Source organism: Variovorax dokdonensis (assembly GCF_030316895.1).
GTDB classification, from domain to species: domain Bacteria; phylum Pseudomonadota; class Gammaproteobacteria; order Burkholderiales; family Burkholderiaceae_C; genus Variovorax; species Variovorax dokdonensis.
This window is the reverse complement of the sequence record NZ_JASZYV010000001.1, coordinates 347756-365550: the sequence shown is the minus strand read 5'-3', so window position 1 is coordinate 365550 and position 17795 is coordinate 347756. Positions and strand designations below refer to the sequence as shown.

Sequence of the window (17795 nt, the reverse complement as noted above, 5' to 3'; positions counted from 1 at the left end):
CCAGGCCTTTATCGGCCGGCCTCGTCCCAGGACGACGAAGCGCGAAGCACGCGCTCGATGTCCCGCTTCGCGCGCGAGGCGCCCGCGGCGTCCATGTTCGGCGGGAAGCGCATCATCCAATTACCCATGGGGTCGACCAGGTACATGTGGTCGGCCAGCGCGTGGCCCGGCGCGGCCTGCAGCCATTGCGCGAGTTGCGCCTGCGGCACCTGCAGCACGGTGGCACCCTGCATGGCGGCGCGCAACCGCTCGGGCATGGACCGGCCGTCGCTGATGAGCCAGACACGGTCGAGCCGGTCCTTCTCGCGGCCCAGGCCTTCGCGCAACTGGCGTTGCAGGTAAAGCGCCTGTTCGCAGGCGCTGTCGCATTCGCCACCACTGGTGACGACGAGCAGCCACTGACCCCTGAGCGTCGGCAGCTTCACGACGCTGCCATCGGGCGCTGCGGCCGCGACATCGGGCAAGGGACGCTGGGGGTCGATGAGTTCGCCATAGGCACTGCGGCCTTCAGGACGAACCACGTAGTACGTGAAGTACGAGGCGATCACCGGTGCGGCGCACACCAGCATCACCAGCAGCATCTTCATGCGTCCCAGGCGTGTGCGCTTGCCGTCCTCGGCCGCGGCCAGCGTCTGCTGTGGCGACGGCATCGAATGCACGGTCAGCCCCAACGGCTCGTCAGCCATGGAGCCGCCTCGCGCGACGGGTGCGGCGGAAGGGGGCAATGAGTTGGAACCAGACATACAGGATGGCGACGACCGCCGACAGGCAGAACCACTGGAATGCATAACCGTAGTGCCGATCGATGCCCAGAGCGGGCGCCGGCCAGTCACGCTTCAGGCCTTCCGACGCAGGGCCCACCTGTTGCAGGCTGAATCCTGTCCGCAGTGGCAATCCGGTTTCGCGCCGGTAAGCATCCAGGTCGAGATTTTGCCGGATGGCGGAAGGGCTCGGACCGGCAGTGCCATTGCGGACACTGACCGCGTTGCGCGCTTCGTCGCCCTGAAGGGGTTTGTCGGGCGCGGCCTTGTCACGGGATGCCTGTGCCTGCAGCGCCTTGGAAGGCAAAGGCGTGGTCGCCACGCTGCTGGCCGGCGGCTGGGAAGCGGGCTCGGGGTCGGCGGGAGTGGGCACGAGCCTGGGTGCGATGGGGATGTCGGTCACGCTCTTGTCGGTAGGCGGGTCGATCTGCACGTCCGTCGTCGTCTTGGGCGCGGAGGTTGCAGACGGCGCAGTCTGTGCAGGCGACGTCGATGGCGCAGCTTGCGTCGCCGCAGGCGCCGGTATCGCACTCGAACTGCCGGGCTCGCTGGAAGCGGGCGACCCCAGTTCCAACAGATGCGCCGGGGGCGTGGCGATCACCGCCTCCACCTCGACCAGGCCAGGAGGTGTCTGGACGGGCTGCAAACTGATTCTGTCTTCGAAGTTACGCTGGATCCAGCCACGCTGGATCATCACCGTCTGCTCGGTGCCTTCGAGCGCGAACGGGGTCAGCACGAAGAAGCCGGGAACGCCATTCATCTGGCGGTTGTCCAGGTATACGGTTTGCGGCACCAGCCACAGTCCCCTGAGCTTGACGCGACGATGCACCGAAGCAAGCGGGTCGTCCATGGCCAGGAATTGCGCTTGCGTGAGCGGCTCGAGCTTGCCTTGCGCAGCGATCTGGGCCTGGATGGCTTCTTTTTGCGAGGCGCGGTTCAGTTGCCAGCGACCCAGCAGGATGCCCGTAGCCACCAATGCCAGTGCCAGAAGAAGAATGAGCCAGCGCCACGAGCGGCGGGGAGATGGGGAGAGCGGAGCCATGCCATGCGCTCGCGCCGAATGACCGTAACTCACAGGTCGATAATCCGTGACATGAAATACGTGATCGCCGTGGCCCTGCTGGGCATCGTGGCTTGTCTGGGAGCCGCCCTGTTCTTCATGCTGAAGGGAGGACGGGATGGACGCGCCAAATCCGGAGGAATGGCTCGGGCGTTGACCCTTCGGATCGCCCTGTCGGTGGTTTTGTTCCTTTGTGTGCTGCTCGCCTGGAAATTCGGGCTCATCCAGCCAGGGGGCCTTCCGGTCGGCAAATAGATCCGCCTGATTGTCGCTGCCCCAAGAAAAAAGCGCCTTGCGGCGCTTTTTTCGTGCCTTGTCCGAAGGTCCGTTCATCAGAGCCAGTAGACCAGGAAATACAAGCCCAGCCACACCACGTCCACGAAGTGCCAGTACCAGGCGGCTCCTTCGAAACCGAAGTGGCGCTCGGCCGTGAAATGGCCAGCACGCAGGCGCAGCGTGATGAAGAACAGCATCAGCATGCCGATGAACACGTGCAGGCCGTGGAAGCCGGTCAGCATGAAGAAGGTGGAGCCGTAGGTGCCGGAGCTGAGCTTGAGGTTCAGCTCGGTATACAGATGGTAGTACTCGTAGCCTTGCACGCACAGGAAGATGAAGCCAAGCAGCACTGTGGCCCACATGAAGCGGATGGTCTGCGCACGGTGACCGGCACGCAATGCATGGTGCGCCAGCGTGATCGTCACGCCCGAGCTGAGCAGCAGCGCGGTATTGATGGTGGGCAGCCAGAAGGGGCCGACAGTCTGGAACGGCTCGACGATGTTGGCCGGTGACGCAGTCGCACCGGCCGCCATGGTGGGCCACACCGCCTTGAAATCGGGCCACAGCAGGGCGTTGTCCAGGCTTCCCAGCGTCGGCAGCGCGTGGGAGCGCGCCCACCACAGCGCCGTGAAGAAGGCGCCGAAGAACATCACCTCCGAGAAGATGAACCAGCTCATGCTCCAGCGGTAGGACAGGTCGACCTTGTGGCCGTACTGACCGCCTTCGCTTTCGTGCGCGGCCGTGCGGAACCAGCGGAACAGCGTCGACAGCCAGATCGCCATGCCCAGCAAGAGCGCCCAGGCGCCCCAGCCGTGCCCGTTGATCCACTGGGCGGCCCCGAAGATCACGAACAGCAGGCCGATGGCGCTCAGCACCGGATACGCCGATGGGCCGGGCACAAAGTAATAGGGGGCGCTACCGTGGGTGGTCGAACTCATGAATCGCTCCTGCTTTCTCGTGTTTCTCAGTTTTCTATGTTCCTGTGTCCGTGCCTATGGCGCGACCACGAATTTCACCAGGGCCACCAGGCCCAGCACCAGCAGCACCACGGCCACCAGGCCCACGCCCACGACGTGCAGAGGCGTCAGGCGCCGAATGTCTTCTTCGTAGGCGCTGTTCTTGCGCACGCCGAAAAAGCCCCAGGCGACCGCCTTGATCGTCCGCGCGAGCGAAGGCCGCGCAGGCTCGGCGCCAGCCTGGTCTTGCGGTGGTGCGGCGGGTTTCGTCATGCGCACTCAAGAGCGAGGCTCGGTCGCGACCGAGGCGGCTGCAGTCGCTGCCGGAACGGGCTTCGACGCGACTGCCGGCGCCGGATTCGAAGCGGCAGGCGCCGCGGGCACCGATGAACCCACTTCGAAGAACGTATAGGACAGCGTGATCGTCTTGACGTCTTTGGATATCTTCGGATCGATCACGAAGGCCACTGGCCAGTTCTTGCTTTCGCCGGGCTGCAAGGTGTACTGGTTGAAGCAGAAGCACTCGAGCTTGTTGAAATACGGCGCCGCCTGCTGTGGCGCGTAGCTCGGAATGGCCTGCGCGGCCATACGGCGGTTCTGCGTGTTCTGGAACTCGTACATCACCGTGTTCAGTTCGCCCGGATGCACCTGCATCGAACGCACTTCAGGGTGGAATTCCCACAGGCCGCGGGCATTGGCGTCGAACTCGACGGTGATGGTGCGGGACCTGTCGACCTGCGAATTGCCCAGCTTCACGTCCTTGCCGCCCGAGGCGCCGCCAGGCACCTGCAGTTCGGACAGCGCCAGGATGTTGATCCCCGTGACTTCGCAGATGGCGCGGTACATCGGCACCAGCGCGTAGCCGAAGGCGAACATGCCGGCCGTGACCACCGCGAGCTTGCCCACCATGCGCAGGTTGCCGCGCCGGGTGCGTTCCGCCTTGCGTTGAGCTTGGGACATGGCGCCGCGCGGCCTGCTTCTAGCGGACGAAGATCATCCGCGCCATGAAACCGATGAAGAACACGACAGCGATCGAGGCCAGGATGAGGCCCAGACGCCGGTTGTTCTTCTTCTGATCGGGTGTCATGCTTGGAGGCGGTCAGGTGCCGTTCAGCCGACCACTCGCGTGGCGGTGGCATCGAGCTTCGGCGGAGTCTCGAAGGTGTGGAAAGGCGCGGGCGACGGCACTTCCCACTCGAGGCCCTCGGCACCCTCCCAAGGCTTCTGGGGTGCCGGCTCGCCCTTGCCGCGCATGGTCGGCAGCACGATGAAGAAGAAGAAATACACCTGCGCCAGGCCGAAGGCAAAAGCACCGACCGAGGCCACCGCATTGAAGTCTGCAAACTGCATCGGGTAGTCGGCATAGCGGCGCGGCATGCCTGCCAGGCCCAGGAAGTGCATCGGGAAGAAGGTGACGTTGAACGAGATCAGCGACCACCAGAAGTGGATCTTGCCGCGCATCTCGTCATACATGACGCCCGTCCACTTGGGCGCCCAGTAGTAGTAGCCCGCGAACATGGCGTAGAGCGACCCCGCCACCAGCACGTAGTGGAAGTGCGCCACCACGTAGTAGGTGTCCTGCAGCTGGATGTCGATGGGCGCCATGGCCAGGATCAGGCCGGTGAACCCACCCATCGTGAACACGAAGATGAAGCCGACGGCGAACAGCATGGGCGTCTCGAAGGTCATCGAGCCCTGCCACATGGTTGCGATCCAGTTGAAGATCTTCACTGCGGTCGGTACGGCGATCAGCATGGTCGCGTACATGAAGAACAACTGGCCCGTCACCGGCATGCCGGTGGTGAACATGTGGTGCGCCCACACGATGAACGAGAGGATTGCGATCGAACTGGTGGCGTAGACCATCGACGCGTAGCCGAACAGCTTCTTGCGGGCAAAGGCCGGCACGATCTGGCTGATGATGCCGAAGGCCGGCAAGATCATGATGTAGACCTCGGGGTGGCCGAAGAACCAGAAGATGTGTTGATACATCACCGGGTCGCCGCCGCCGGCGGGGTTGAAGAAGCTGGTGCCGAAATGGCGATCCGTCAGCGTCATCGTGATGGCGCCGGCCAGCACGGGCATCACTGCGATCAGCAGATATGCGGTGATCAGCCAGGTCCAGCAGAACAGCGGCATCTTCATGAGCGTCATGCCCGGTGCGCGCATGTTCAGGATGGTCACGATGATGTTGATCGAGCCCATGATCGAGCTGGCACCCATGATGTGCATGGCAAAGATGCCGGCATCCATCGAGGGGCCCATCTGCAGCGTGAGCGGTGCGTAGAGCGTCCAGCCGGCTGCCGGAGCGCCACCGGGCATGAAGAACGAGCCCACCAGCATCAACGCCGCCGGGATCAGCAGCCAGAAGCTGAGGTTGTTCATGCGGGCGAAAGCCATGTCCGAGCAGCCGATCTGCAGCGGGATCATCCAGTTCGCGAAGCCCACGAAGGCCGGCATGATGGCGCCGAACACCATGATCAGGCCGTGCATGGTGGTGAGCTGGTTGAACAGCTCGGGGTTCACCAGTTGCAGGCCGGGCTGGAACAGCTCGGCGCGGATGCCCAGCGCCAGGATCCCGCCCACGATCAGCATCGCGAACGAGAACAGCAGGTAGAGCGTCCCGATGTCCTTGTGGTTGGTGGCAAACACCCAGCGACGCCAACCCGTGGGCGCGTGGTGGTCGTGATGGTCGTCGTGCGCGTGGTCGCCGGCGTGTCCGTGGGGATCGAGGACTGCACTCATTTCGGTCTTCCTTGGCTTATCGCTTCGTCGTCGTGGCGCTTATTGCAGCTTCTTGCGCTCGGCCAGCACTTCTGCAGGCTGGACAAGCTGGCCGGTCTTGTTCGACCAGGCGTTCTTCGTGAAGCTCGCCACCGCCGCGATGTCGGTATCGCTCAGGTGCTTCCACGAGGGCATGGCGCCGTTGTTGCGACCCTGGAGGATCACGTCGATCTGCTTGGCATGGTCGGCATCGAGCACGATCGCAGAGGCGTCGAGCGCCTTGATCGGGCCGGCGCCCTTTCCGTTGGCCTGGTGGCAGGCCGCGCAATTGGCGGCATAGACTTTTTCGCCGCGCGCCAGGATGTCCGGCAGGGTCCAGACCTTGTTCGGATCGTCCTGCTTGGCAGCAGCTTCCTTGCGCTTCGTGTCGACCCAGGTGGCGTATTCGGCGGCGGACACCACCTTCACGTGGATCGGCATGTAGGCGTGCTCCTTGCCGCAAAGCTCCTGGCACTGCCCGTAGTAGTCGCCCACCTTCTCGGCACGGAACCAGGTGTCGCGCACAAAGCCGGGAATGGCGTCTTGCTTGATGCCGAACTGCGGCACGGCGAAGGCGTGGATCACGTCGGACGCGGTGGTGATGATGCGGATCTTGCGATCGACCGGCACCACCAGCGGGTTGTCCACCTCGAACAGGTAGTTGTCGGGCACGTTGCCCTTGGCGCCCGCATTGGAAAACGCGCGGTGCTCGGGCAGCAGGGTGGAGATGAAGCCCAGGCCCTCGCCTTCGCCCTTGATGTAGTCGTAGCCCCACTTCCACTGGTAGCCGGTGACCTTGATGGTCAGGTCGGCGTTGGTGGTGTCCTTCTGGGCGACCAGGATCTTGGTGGCCGGCAGCGCCATCAGGATCACGATGATGAACGGCACGACCGTCCAGATGACCTCGACCACCACCGACTCATGGAAGTTGGCCGCCTTGTGGCCCACCGACTTGCGGTGCTTCCAGATCGAATAGAACATGACAGCGAAGACGGCGATGAAGATCACCGTGCACAGGATCAGCATCCAGTTGTGCAGGCTGTGCTGTTCCTCAGCGATCTTGGTGACGCCAACGGGCAGATTCAACTGGCGAACGGACGGCCCTCCGGGCAGGTCGTTGACGGCCCAGGCCGCCCCGCTGAATGCCGCGCCAGCCGCCAGGAACAGATTCGCCGGCTTGTACCACTTGCTCTTCATCGTGTTCACTTCTTTGTTTTCCAGTTAACCCATCGGCCAGACCATCGGCTTGGAGTACACCGCGCGATGCCCTTGCTCGGGCATGGCGCGCAGTGCCATGCGGATCTCCCGCGCCAGCGCCGCCCGAAGTTCGGGCCGCACGAACCGGCCCACCTTGACTGAACGACCCTGACCCGAGACCGTGATCAGCGACCGATCGCTGACTTCAGGCTCGACCCGCACCTGGTGCGGCAAGAATTCCGTGCGCTCCCAACGCCCTCCGTTTTCCAGCTCGACGACCAGCCGCCCCTCCTGCAGCTCGATCGTCTCGCCGTCCGCGGCGTGCCTGGCATAGACCAGGAATGCAACACCCACCGCCGCCAGCTCGACCCATGCAAAGGGCATCACCAACGGGGCGCCATGCCACCAGAAACCCGCCCCGATCAACAGCGAAACCAAACACAGCGATGCGTAAAGCCAACCCAACTGGCTCGGGGTAACCGAGCAGTTGCGCCTCAACAGCCAGCGGATTCCCTGGCCGGAGACGGTGGCAAAACGGAACACGGAATTCGGCACGTGCGAGTTCAGTTTTTCGAGGCAGATCGGCCCTCAGAACTGTCGTTGCTCGGGCCAGGAAAGCGAGGACGTATGTTCGCGCAACGAGGCATTGTACGGGTGAATTTTCCTGGGGTTCTCCAGGGTTGACGCGGACTTAGGAGTCGTTGTTGCGCGCTATCCACCTCCGCCGGAGCGGCCCTGCTGGAGCATGGTTCGCATGTCCCGAAGAGACACCGCGCTCTGGGGCGACAGGGCCACCCGGGGAGCGGGCTTGAAAGCATGCCCGTAGACGATTTCGACGGTCATCGACAGCCGCCCGTCGCTCGAACGCGACGCTCGCTCGCTCAATTTTTCGTGCAGCCGGGCCAGCCATTGGCGTCCGCGCAACGCCGGGAAGCGCGCGGGGTGCAAGTTGCGTCCAATCGTTCGAAGTTCGGCCAGGCAAGCCTGGGGCGAACTCCAGCTCAACTGGATGTGCTCCATGTCCATGACCGGCTCGGCAAAACCGGCGCCGACCAGCATGTCGCCCCAGTCATGCATGTCGGTGAACTCGTGCCCGGCCGGCGGCCAGCCCGCTTCCTGGTAGAGCGAGCGCAGTTCCCGCAGGGTGTCGGGGCCCAGGCAAGAGAACATCAGGAAGCCGTTGACCGCCACCCTTTGGTGCCACGTGGCGATCAGGGATTGCGGATCGGACGCCGCGTGCAGCGCCATGTTTGCCCACAGCAGATCGACGCCTTCCTCCGGCACCGACTGCGCCCCGAAGCGTGGCTGCGCGCCCCGCCAGCGCTTGGCGCTCCACCACGGCGCCGCCAGCGCGGCCTGCGTGGCGGCCATCAGGGTCGCCTCGGGCTCAAGAACGAAGGACTGCGCCTGCGGATAGCGCTGCGCCACCAGCGCGTGCGCTTCCAGCCCGCCGCGCAATGGCGCCCAGTCCAGCCAGGATGCGGGAGTCGCCTTGATCCACTGCAGCCGCTCCTGCATGCGGCGCCCAATCTCCTCGTGCAGCCAGGGCGAGGCGGGGATGGCGGGTTGGCGTGCCCAGCGCGCGGCGGCAACGGCATCGATGGTCGGCGGACGCCGCGTGGCTTGGGGCTCGGACATGGGGCGGCAAGTATATTGAGCCATGCGCAACGTCACCGTCGCCCCATCCGCATGGCCTTGGCGCCGGGCCTGGCATGAGCGCCTACCCGGACGCTGCGCGATCTGCCGGGCCTGGCCGACGCGGACCGTGTGCGACGACTGCGCCGCCCGCTTTGCCAGCCCGGTCCCGCGTTGCCGGCGTTGCGCCCTCCCCTTGGCCGCCCCGGCCGGCACCGCGACGTCGGGCGACGCGTGCTGCGACCAGTGTCTGCGCCAGCCTCCCCCGCTGGACCGCGTGGTCGCCTGCTGCGACTACACCTGGCCGTGGCCGGAGCACATCGGCCGCTTCAAGTTTCAGGGCGAGCCCGGCCTGGCCACGTCCATCGCGAGCCTGATGCGAAGCACACCCTGGGCGGAAGCGCTGCTGGAATCGGCCCAGGTCGTCTTGCCCATGCCGCTGGCGCCGGGCCGGCTGCGCGAGCGCGGCTTCAATCAGGCGCTGGAACTGGCTCGCCGCCTGGCGCCGCCGTCCAGGCTCGATGCGCACCTGCTCGTGCGCGTTCGCGAGACGCCTGCGCAAAGTCAACTTGACCGAAAGGCGCGCCTGGCCAACCTACAGGGCGCATTTGCCGTCGCCCCGAAACACGCGAATCGGCTGAAAGGTGCGCAGGTCCTGCTGGTCGACGACGTGATGACGAGCGGCGCGTCGCTCCATGCCGCCGCGCTGACGCTGCGTGCGGCCGGTGCCGAAAGCGTCAGCGCGCTGGTCTTCGCGCGCACGGAGTTGCCGGCCGAAGCAGGCTGAGGCCGCGGCGACAATCGGCGCATGTTCAACATCGTCCTGGTCGAGCCGGAAATCCCCCCTAACACCGGCAACGTGATTCGCCTGGCAGCCAACACCGGCTGCGCATTGCACCTGGTGGAGCCTTTGGGCTTTTCGATGGACGACCGCCTGCTGCGGCGCGCCGGACTGGACTATCACGAATACGCGCCGGTGCGGCGTCACGCCAGCTGGCAAGCCTTGATCGAGGCCGAGCGCCCGCCCGTCGAGCGCATGTTCGCCATGACTACGCGGGGCAGCCGGCCTGTGCATGAAGTGAGTTTCCAGCCCGGCGACTGGCTGGTGTTCGGCTGCGAGACGCGCGGCCTCGCCCCTGAGCTGCGCGATGGATTTGCCCCGCAGCAGCGCCTGCGACTGCCCATGCGCGAAGGCCAGCGTAGCCTCAACCTGTCGAACGCCGTGGCGGTGACGGTGTTCGAGGCCTGGCGCCAGAACGGGTTTCATTAGCCTTCGTCTGACATGCGCAAGAAGATCCGAGCGCGCCACGGCTGCGTAGAGAGTTCATCGCAACTCTTCTTGGAGCATCGTCATGACAGTTCGCAATCGCCTCACGCTTATCGTCGCGCTGGGCAGCGCCGCTTGCACCTTTGCCGGGAGCGCCCTGGCCTTCCAGGGGGAGGAATATCCAATGGCTCCGCCCGCCTTCGAATCCACCCGCACGCGCGCCGAAGTCCGTGCCGAAGCGCTCAACCCCCTGCCGGTTAACGAAGGCAGCACCGGCGTGATGACGGTGCAAAGCGACACCACGCGCGAGCAGGTACGCCGTCAGGCTGTCATGTCCACCCGGGACGGATCCGCCTGGTATGGCGAAATGGGCCCCACCACCAACTGATCATGCGTAACGGCGCACGACCGATTCGGCCACGCAGGCCGGCTTGGCGGCGCCCTCCAGTTCGATGGTGGTCTCCCACACCATCTGGACGCCCGCGTTGTCGATCGGCTCGCAGCTCAGCAGCTTCATCTGAGCGCGCAGCCGGCTGCCCACGGGCACCGGCGACATGAAGCGCACGCGGTTGAGGCCGTAGTTCACGCCCATGCGTGCCTGCTCAACCTCGATCGCATCCTGGAAGAACAAGGGCAGCAGTGACAGCGTCAGAAAGCCGTGGGCGATCGGCGCGCCGAACGGGCCGGCCTTGGCCTTCTCGATGTCGACGTGGATCCATTGATGGTCGCCCGTGGCCTCGGCGAACTGGTTCACCTGCTGCTGGGTGACGGTGATCCAGTCACTGGTCGCGACGTGCTGGCCAACGCAGGCAGCCAGGTCCTGGAGCGTCTTGAAAGTCTTCTTGGTCATGGCAGCGCACTCTATCCGTGCCGGGGTGATGGCGCTTGTCGGGCAGGTGACAAACGCGGCTCGTCTCAGTGCTCCAGCCAGTCGCAGATCGGCTGCCACTGCTCCAGATCGCGCTGCACCCGCCCGGGCGCCACGTCGAAAACGCTCAGCCCGCGGGCAGCCAGCTGCACGTAGTTCTGCGTGTCGCGCAGCTCGCCGACTACCGGCAGGCCCAGGCCCGCAGTGAACTCGCGCAGGCGTTCTGCCGCGAGGGTGCGACCGTCCACGCGCATGGCGATCAAGCCGACCCGCGTCTTGGCAGCATTGCGCTCTGCATTGAGTTGGTCGAGAAAGTCGCGCGTGGCGTAGATGTCGAAGATGCTGGGCTGAAGCGGCACGATCACCCGATCCGCCAGCGCCAGAACCTGGCGCAAGCGCTTGCCGTGCAGGCCAGCGGGCGAATCCAGCACCGCATGGGTGGTGCCCTTGGGCGGGCGAACCACCCCTTCGTTGTCGGTCGCTTCCCAGGTTGCGATGGGCGCGGCCGCTGGCGGCCTGAGGCTCAACCAGAGCCGGGAAGACTGCTGACGGTCGACATCGCCCAGCATCACTGCGCGGCCGCGGCTGGCAAAGTAGCCAGCGACCTGGGTCGCAAGGGTTGACTTACCGACGCCACCCTTTGGGTTGGCCACCAGAACCACCGGCATGAGCGCTCCTCCAGTTCGTCCGAAGCAAAGCAATGTATCAGGCCCGTAACCTTTGAGGATGACGGCCACGATGATGGCCGGCTGCACGCGTCGGCGCGGTGTGCGCTATGTTCGCGCCATGTCACAGATCGCACCCGAGCCGGCGGCCTCAGCCTCCCCCCGCATCTACCTGATCGCCGCGCATCCGCATTGGCGCGAATCCCATGTCAATCGTCGCCTGCTGCAAGCCGCGCGCGCGGTGGCCGACGTCGATGTGAACGACCTTTACGCCAGCTATCCGGACTACGTGATCGACGTCGAGGCCGAGCAGCAGCGCTTGCTGAAGGCCGACCTCCTGGTGCTGATGCATCCCATCCAGTGGTATTCGATGCCGCCGCTGCAAAAGCTGTGGCTCGATGAAGTGCTGACCTATGGCTGGGCGTACGGCACCGGACGCTACGCGCTTCAGGGCAAGGACTTCTGGCTGGCCGCCAGCACCGGCGGACCCGAATCGAGCTACCACCCCAGCGGCTACAACCGCTATTTCTTCGACGCCTTCCTGCCGCCCTACGAGCAGACGGCAGCGCTGTGCGGCATGCGCTTTCTGCCGCCGCTGGTGTTACACGGAGCGCGCAGTGCCGGCCCCTCAGAGATCGAGGCGCATGCGCAGGTGTTCGAACATCGCCTGCGCACCTACCCCGACTGGCCGGAGATGGACGAGATCGCCCCCTGCCCGCGCTGCGTCGTGCCTCAGACAGACCGCCCTCAGGCCGACAGCAGCACCGATGACGGCATTGCCGCCAACGACGCCCCGCGCCCACTGATCCAGGAGGCCTGAGCATGGAGCACGCATCGCCGGCCTGGCTGGTCAACTCGCTCATCTACCTTGGCGCCGCCGTGGCGGTGGTGCCGCTGTCGAAGGCGTTGGGCCTGGGCTCCATCATCGGCTACCTGGCGGCCGGCATCGTCATCGGGCCGTGGGGCTTCAAGCTCGTGGGCAACACCGAAGACGTGCTGCACTTCGCCGAGTTCGGTGTGGTGCTCATGCTCTTCCTGGTCGGCCTGGAGCTGGAGCCCAAGCGGCTTTGGAACCTGCGCCGGCCGATCTTCGGCGCGGGCTCCGCACAGGTGTTGCTGTGCGCGGCGCTGATTTTCGGGGTGGCCGTGGCTGCCGGCATTGATTGGCACATCGCCACAGTGGCCGCACTCGGACTGGCCCTGTCGTCCACCGCCATCGCGCTGCAAGTGATGGGCGAACGCAACCTGCTGCGCACCGAGAGCGGCCAGGCCTCGTTCTCGATCCTGCTCTTCCAGGACGTGGCTGCCATCCCGATCCTCGCGCTGCTGCCGCTTCTTGCCGTGAACCCCGACCCGACGCTGGCCATGAGCGGCACGCAAAGGGCGATCGAAGGCGCCAAGATCGTCGCCGTAGTGGCCGGCATCGTGCTCGGCGGCCGGCTGCTCCTGCGCCCGGCCTTGCGCTGGATTGCCGCCAGCCGCACACCCGAGATCTTTACGGCGGCATCGTTGCTGCTTGTGGTGGCCATCGCGGCGCTGATGCAGTTGATGGGCCTGTCGATGGCCCTGGGCGCCTTTCTCGCGGGCGTGCTGCTGGCCGAAAGCGAATACCGGCGCGAGCTCGAAACCGACATCGAACCCTTCAAGGGCCTGCTGCTGGGGCTGTTCTTCATCGCCGTGGGCATGAGCATCGACTTCGGCGTGCTGATGGCGCATCCGGGCTGGATGGCCCTGGTGGTGTTCGGCTTCATGCTCGTCAAGATGGTGGCGATCTACGGACTGGCCAAGGTGATGAAGCTGCCCGTGCCCGAACGCCCCGTGTTCACGCTGCTGCTGGCCCAGGGCGGCGAATTCGCCTTCGTCGTGTTCCAGGCCGCCGGCCCGGACGTTCTGCCGCACGAGGTGTCGTCGTTCCTGATCGGAGCGGTGGCTTTGTCGATGCTGTTGTCGCCGCTGCTGCTGGTGGCCATCGATCGCTGGGTGGCGCCGCACTGGCGCAGCCATGGCCAGCGGACGATGGAAGAAATCTCGGAGCCGCAGGAAGCCAAGGTCGTGATCTGCGGTTTTGGCCGCTACGGCCAGATCATCGGCCGCGTGATGAGCGCGCAAGGCCTGAAGGTGACCGTGCTCGATCACGACCCCGACACGGTCGAAGGCCTGCGCCAGTTCGGCTTTCGGGTGTTTTACGGCGACGCAACGCGCCTTGATTTGCTGCGCACCGCCGGCGCCGCCACGGCCAAGGTGCTGGTGGTGGCCGTCGACGACGTGGAGCAATCGCTGGAGATCGTCGATCTGGCGCGCGAACACTTTCCAGACACCCGCATCGTGGCGCGGGCACGCAACCTCAATCACTGGTACCAGTTGCGCGATCGTGACGTGCACCTGGCCGAACGCGAGCTGTTCGAATCGTCGCTGCGAAGCGCAAGGCAAGTGCTGGAAGTGCTGGGCTGGCCAGCACACGAGGCGCGCGAAAGCACCATGCGCTTTCGCCAGCTCAACATCCGCTTCGCGGAAGAGTCGCATCCCCTCTACAAGGACCGAGCCCAACTCATCAGCGCGGCCAAGGCGGGCCGTCAGCAGATGGAAGAACAGATGGCCAAGGAGCGCGAAGTGCGCCGCAAGCGGGCGGTGACCGGGTGGACCGAAGAGGAAGACCCGTCGCGCCAGGACGAATCGCTGCCGGTTGCGACAAAACAGTGATGGCCGCGCTGGCGGCCGCTCGCCGACTCAGCTCAAGCCCAGGAGCCTGGCCGCATTGCCCTTCAGGATTCCGGGCATCACTTCGGGCTTGAAGCCCGCATCCTCGAAGTCCTTCATCCACCGGTCGGGGGTGATGAGCGGATAGTCGCTTCCGAACAGGATGCGGTCCTTCAGCAGCGTGTTGGCGTACTGCACCAGTTGCTTGGGAAAGTACTTGGGGCTCCAGCCGGACAGGTCGATCCAGACGTTCGGCTTGTGCGTGGCCACCGACAGCGCCTCGTCCTGCCAAGGGAAGCTGGGGTGGGCCATGATGATCTGCATGTCCGGGAAGTCAATGGCCACGTCGTCCAGGTGCATGGGGTTGCTGTATTCCAGCCGCAGCCCGCCGCCACAGCGCATGCCAGAACCGATGCCGCTGTGCCCGGTATGGAAGACCGCCGGCAGCTTGTGCTCGGCGATCACCTCATAGATGGGCCAGGCCATGCGGTCGTACGGGTGATAGCCCTGAACGGTGGGATGGAACTTGAAGCCGCGAACGCCGTGCTCCTCGATCAACCGCCGCGCCTCGCGCGCACCCATCTTGCCCTTATGAGGATCGACGCTGCCGAACGCGATCATCACGTCGGGGTTCTTTTGCGCTGCCTCGGCAATCTCTTCGTTGGGAATCCGGCGGCGGCCCATGTTGGACTCGGCGTCGACACCGAACATGACGAAGCCGATCTTGCGCTCGCGGTAGTAGTCGATGCTTTCCTGAATGGTCGGACGCCGGCTCGACCGGAAGTACTTGTCGGCGGCGCGATCGTATTCCTCGCCGTAGTTGTCGAATGGGTTCCAGCAACTGACTTCGGCGTGCGTGTGCGTGTCGATGGCAATAAGGTTTTCAATGTCCATTCGAGTGTCTCCGGGATGCGGGTAAGTCCTTAGGGTTGGACCTGATTTCGAGCTTGAATTGATTATTTGTCATAACCATAATCGATTCAACCCCTGGGATGCAAATATGTCGAACGCTGATTTGAAACTTGAACTGCAAGGCGAGATCGCCGTGATCCGCCTGACGCGCGCCACCAAGCGCAACGCGCTGAACGACGGCCTCATTCTGGCCCTGCGCGACACATTCGAACAACTGCCCGACACCGTGCGTGCCGCGGTCATCGATGGCGAAGGGCCGCATTTCTGCGCGGGCCTCGACCTTTCCGAGCTGAAGGAGCGCGATGCGGCCCAAGGCATGCACCACTCGCGCATGTGGCATGCGGCGCTAGAGCGCATCCAGCACGGCCCGGTGCCGGTGGTGGCAGCCCTGCACGGCGCCGTGGTCGGCGGCGGTCTGGAACTGGCCAGCGCCTGCCACATCCGCGTGGCCGACAGCACCACCTTCTATGCCTTGCCCGAAGGCTCGCGTGGCATCTTCGTCGGTGGCGGCGGATCGGTGCGCATTCCGCGCCTGATCGGCGTGGCCCGCATGACGGACATGATGCTCACCGGCCGCGTCTACGACGCCGAGGCCGGCGAGCGTGCCGGCTTTGCCCAATACCTGGTGCCCGAAGGCACCGCCTTCGACAAGGCCATGGAGCTGGCGCGCCGCATCGCGGAAAACGCGCCGTTGACCAACTACGCATTGATGCACGCTTTGCCGCGCATCGCCGACCAGAACGCCGACCACGGCTTCTTCACCGAATCGCTGATCTGCGCCATTGCGCAGTCCGCCCCCGAGGCCAAGCGGCGCCTGAGCGACTTCCTCGAAGGCCGCGCGGCCAAGGTGACCAAGGGATGAGCACTTCGACCGCCGCTCGCTACCGCCGGCTGGAGTTCGGCGTCACCCGCGGCGTGCTGCGCGAGGGCGCGCCCGGCGTGCGCTACCTCGAGGCCGAAGTGCCCCTGGCGCCCTACTGCGAGCGCATCACCGACCGCCTGCGCCATTGGGCCGAGGTCGCGCCGCAGCGCACCATGATCGCGCGCCGCGAGCGGCTGCCCGACGGCAGCACGGGCGACTGGATCCACGTCACCTACGCGCAGGCACTGGACGCCGCGCGCCGCATCGGCCAGGCGCTGATCGACCGCGGTCTGTCGCAAGAGCGCCCCGTCGCCATCCTGTCGGAGAACGGCATCGAGCACGCGTTGCTCAAGCTGGGCTGCCTCTACGCCGGCGTGCCGCATTGTTCCGTGTCGCCGCCCTATTCCGTGGTCAGCCAGGACTTCGACAAGCTGCGCCACGTGCTGGCCACGCTCACGCCGGGCCTGGTGTTTGCCCACGACGCCAAGCGCTTCGGCCGCGCCATCGCCGCCACGGTCGGACCCGATGTCGAAGTGGTGCTGGCCGAAGGCGACCTGCCCGGCCGCGACGTGACGCCGTTCGCCTCGCTGCTGGCCACCGAACCCACGCCGGCCATCGATGCCGCCATGCAGGCGACGGGGCCCGACACGATCACCAAGTTCCTCTTCACCTCGGGTTCGACCAAGATGCCCAAGGCGGTGATCAACACGCACCGCATGTGGTGCGCAAACCAGCAGCAGCTGCGGCAGTCGATCCCCGCGCTGACCGAGGAGCCGCCGGTACTGATCGATTGGCTGCCCTGGAACCACACCTTCGGTGGCAACCACAACGTGGGCATCGTGCTGAACAACGGCGGCACGCTGTACATCGACGATGGCCGCCCCACCGCCGCCGGCATGGCCGAGACGCTGCGCAACCTGCGCGAGATCTCGCCCACCATCTACTTCAACGTCCCCACGGGCTTCGAGGCCATCGCCCAGGCCATGCGCGACGATGCGCATCTGCGCAAGACGCTGCTGTCGCGCGTTCGCATGTTCTTCTACGCCGGCGCTGCGCTGCCGCAAGCCGTGTGGGACAGCCTGCACCGCACGCAGGAAGAAGAGATCGGCGAGCGCATCGTGATGGGAACCGGCCTGGGAATGACCGAATCCGGTCCGTTTGCGCTGTACATCTCCGGCCCGGAAGTCACTTCGGGCGACCTGGGCCTGCCCACGCCGGGCCTGTCGCTCAAGCTGGTGGACGTGGACGGCAAGACCGAGGTGCGCTATCGCGGCCCCAACGTCACGCCCGGCTACTGGCGCGATGCACAGGCGACCGCCGAGGCCTTCGACGAGGAAGGCTACTTCTGCACGGGCGATGCCGTGACCTGGATCGACCCCAACGACATCCATCGCGGCCTGCGCTTCGATGGCCGCATCGCCGAGGACTTCAAGCTCACGACGGGCACCTTCGTCAGCGTGGGGCCGATGCGCGCGAAGATCATTGCGGCCGGCGCACCCTATGTCCAGGATGCGGTGCTGACCGGCCTGAACATGAAGGAGGTCGGCGCGCTCATCTTCCCGACGCAGGCCGTGCGCCAGCTTGCGGGATTGCCGGTCGATACCCCGATGAAGCAGGTGCTGGAAAGCGCGCCGGTGCAGGCGCACTTCCAGACCGTGCTCGACACGCTGGCGGCCAGCGCCACCGGCAGCGCCAGCCGCGTGGCACGCATGCACCTGATGGCCGACCCGCCTTCGATCGACAAGGGCGAGGTGACGGACAAGGGCTCCATCAACCAGCGCGCCGTGCTCAAGCACCGGGCCGCATTGGTCGAGGCGCTGCACGGAGGCACGCTGCCCTTCACCCTGCTGCCCAAGGCCTGAAACAAGCAAGACGC

At 65.5% G+C, this 17795-nt stretch carries 21 protein-coding genes; 8 read left to right on the top strand and 13 right to left on the bottom strand.

The genetic code is table 11. The features are described from left to right. Positions 1-8: 8 nt before the first annotated feature. Positions 9-743 (bottom strand): SCO family protein, encoded by a 735-nt coding sequence (locus QTH91_RS01695; RefSeq protein WP_390368620.1) that lies wholly within the window; start codon positions 741-743, stop codon positions 9-11. Then, on the bottom strand, positions 679-1803 hold the full coding sequence (locus tag QTH91_RS23155) for an SURF1 family protein (protein ID WP_286658305.1): 1125 nt from the start codon (positions 1801-1803) through the stop codon (positions 679-681). The genes QTH91_RS01695 and QTH91_RS23155 overlap by 65 nt, the downstream gene beginning before the upstream one ends. 51 nt (positions 1804-1854) lie before the next feature. Between QTH91_RS23155 and QTH91_RS01685 the strand changes: the two genes are divergently transcribed. After that, entirely contained in the window at positions 1855-2076 is a 222-nt protein-coding gene (locus QTH91_RS01685) for a twin transmembrane helix small protein (RefSeq protein WP_286658304.1), read from the top strand. Positions 2077-2153: 77 nt separating this feature from the next. On the opposite strand, the gene QTH91_RS01680 is transcribed toward QTH91_RS01685, so the two are convergent. From QTH91_RS01680 to QTH91_RS01645, 8 genes are all read right to left on the bottom strand, one after another. Further along, positions 2154-3035: a cytochrome c oxidase subunit 3 gene (locus tag QTH91_RS01680; RefSeq protein ID WP_286658303.1), complete on the bottom strand. Its 882-nt coding sequence runs from the start codon at positions 3033-3035 to the stop codon at positions 2154-2156. A 54-nt stretch (positions 3036-3089) separates the two neighbouring features. Then, the gene (locus tag QTH91_RS01675; RefSeq protein ID WP_286658302.1) at positions 3090-3326 is read right to left on the bottom strand and encodes a DUF2970 domain-containing protein; all 237 of its coding nucleotides are present in this window, start codon (positions 3324-3326) and stop codon (positions 3090-3092) included. Positions 3327-3332: 6 nt separating this feature from the next. Continuing rightward, the gene (locus QTH91_RS01670; RefSeq protein WP_286658301.1) at positions 3333-4013 is read right to left on the bottom strand and encodes a cytochrome c oxidase assembly protein; all 681 of its coding nucleotides are present in this window, start codon (positions 4011-4013) and stop codon (positions 3333-3335) included. A gap of 19 nt (positions 4014-4032) precedes the next feature. Then, positions 4033-4140 (bottom strand): cytochrome oxidase small assembly protein, encoded by a 108-nt coding sequence (locus QTH91_RS01665; protein WP_286658300.1) that lies wholly within the window; start codon positions 4138-4140, stop codon positions 4033-4035. A gap of 23 nt (positions 4141-4163) precedes the next feature. After that, positions 4164-5798, bottom strand: coding sequence for a cytochrome c oxidase subunit I (gene ctaD, locus QTH91_RS01660; RefSeq protein ID WP_286658299.1), 1635 nt, complete (start codon positions 5796-5798; stop codon positions 4164-4166). A 39-nt stretch (positions 5799-5837) separates the two neighbouring features. Then, entirely contained in the window at positions 5838-7013 is a 1176-nt protein-coding gene (gene coxB / locus QTH91_RS01655) for a cytochrome c oxidase subunit II (protein ID WP_286658298.1), read from the bottom strand. Positions 7014-7037: 24 nt separating this feature from the next. Continuing rightward, positions 7038-7568, bottom strand: a complete 531-nt coding sequence (locus QTH91_RS01650; protein ID WP_286658297.1) for a DUF2244 domain-containing protein — start codon at positions 7566-7568, stop codon at positions 7038-7040. A gap of 156 nt (positions 7569-7724) precedes the next feature. Further along, a complete protein-coding gene (locus tag QTH91_RS01645) occupies positions 7725-8651 on the bottom strand; it encodes a methyltransferase domain-containing protein (protein ID WP_286658296.1) in 927 nt (308 codons plus the stop codon). 193 nt (positions 8652-8844) lie between these two features. Here QTH91_RS01645 and QTH91_RS01640 point away from each other — a divergent pair, with 193 nt between their 5' ends. The 3 genes from QTH91_RS01640 (at position 8845) to QTH91_RS01630 (ending at position 10303) form a co-directional block, all read left to right on the top strand. After that, a complete protein-coding gene (locus QTH91_RS01640; RefSeq protein WP_368389450.1) occupies positions 8845-9435 on the top strand; it encodes a ComF family protein in 591 nt (196 codons plus the stop codon). Between the two features lie 21 nt (positions 9436-9456). Next, entirely contained in the window at positions 9457-9918 is a 462-nt protein-coding gene (locus QTH91_RS01635) for a tRNA (cytidine(34)-2'-O)-methyltransferase (RefSeq protein ID WP_286658294.1), read from the top strand. Positions 9919-10000: 82 nt separating this feature from the next. Next, positions 10001-10303, top strand: coding sequence for a DUF4148 domain-containing protein (locus tag QTH91_RS01630; RefSeq protein ID WP_286658293.1), 303 nt, complete (start codon positions 10001-10003; stop codon positions 10301-10303). Here QTH91_RS01630 and QTH91_RS01625 read toward each other — a convergent pair whose 3' ends face one another. Both QTH91_RS01625 and QTH91_RS01620 read right to left on the bottom strand, forming a co-directional pair. Continuing rightward, entirely contained in the window at positions 10304-10765 is a 462-nt protein-coding gene (locus QTH91_RS01625; protein ID WP_286658292.1) for a MaoC family dehydratase, read from the bottom strand. Positions 10766-10830: 65 nt separating this feature from the next. Further along, complete coding sequence (locus QTH91_RS01620; protein ID WP_286658291.1) at positions 10831-11451, bottom strand: ParA family protein; 621 nt, start codon at positions 11449-11451, stop codon at positions 10831-10833. A gap of 118 nt (positions 11452-11569) precedes the next feature. Here QTH91_RS01620 and kefF point away from each other — a divergent pair, with 118 nt between their 5' ends. Beyond that, entirely contained in the window at positions 11570-12268 is a 699-nt protein-coding gene (gene kefF / locus QTH91_RS01615) for a glutathione-regulated potassium-efflux system oxidoreductase KefF (RefSeq protein WP_286658290.1), read from the top strand. Positions 12269-12270: 2 nt separating this feature from the next. Next, a complete protein-coding gene (gene kefC / locus QTH91_RS01610) occupies positions 12271-14148 on the top strand; it encodes a glutathione-regulated potassium-efflux system protein KefC (protein WP_286658289.1) in 1878 nt (625 codons plus the stop codon). 27 nt (positions 14149-14175) lie between these two features. Here kefC and QTH91_RS01605 read toward each other — a convergent pair whose 3' ends face one another. Next, positions 14176-15039, bottom strand: coding sequence for an amidohydrolase family protein (locus QTH91_RS01605; RefSeq protein ID WP_286658288.1), 864 nt, complete (start codon positions 15037-15039; stop codon positions 14176-14178). Positions 15040-15145: 106 nt separating this feature from the next. On the opposite strand from QTH91_RS01605, the gene QTH91_RS01600 reads away from it, so the two are divergent. Together QTH91_RS01600 and QTH91_RS01595 are read left to right on the top strand one after the other, a co-directional pair. Continuing rightward, entirely contained in the window at positions 15146-15919 is a 774-nt protein-coding gene (locus tag QTH91_RS01600; protein WP_286658287.1) for a crotonase/enoyl-CoA hydratase family protein, read from the top strand. Beyond that, entirely contained in the window at positions 15916-17781 is a 1866-nt protein-coding gene (locus QTH91_RS01595; protein WP_286658286.1) for a feruloyl-CoA synthase, read from the top strand. Before QTH91_RS01600 ends, QTH91_RS01595 begins: the two co-directional genes overlap by 4 nt. The last annotated feature ends 14 nt before the right edge of the window (positions 17782-17795 follow it).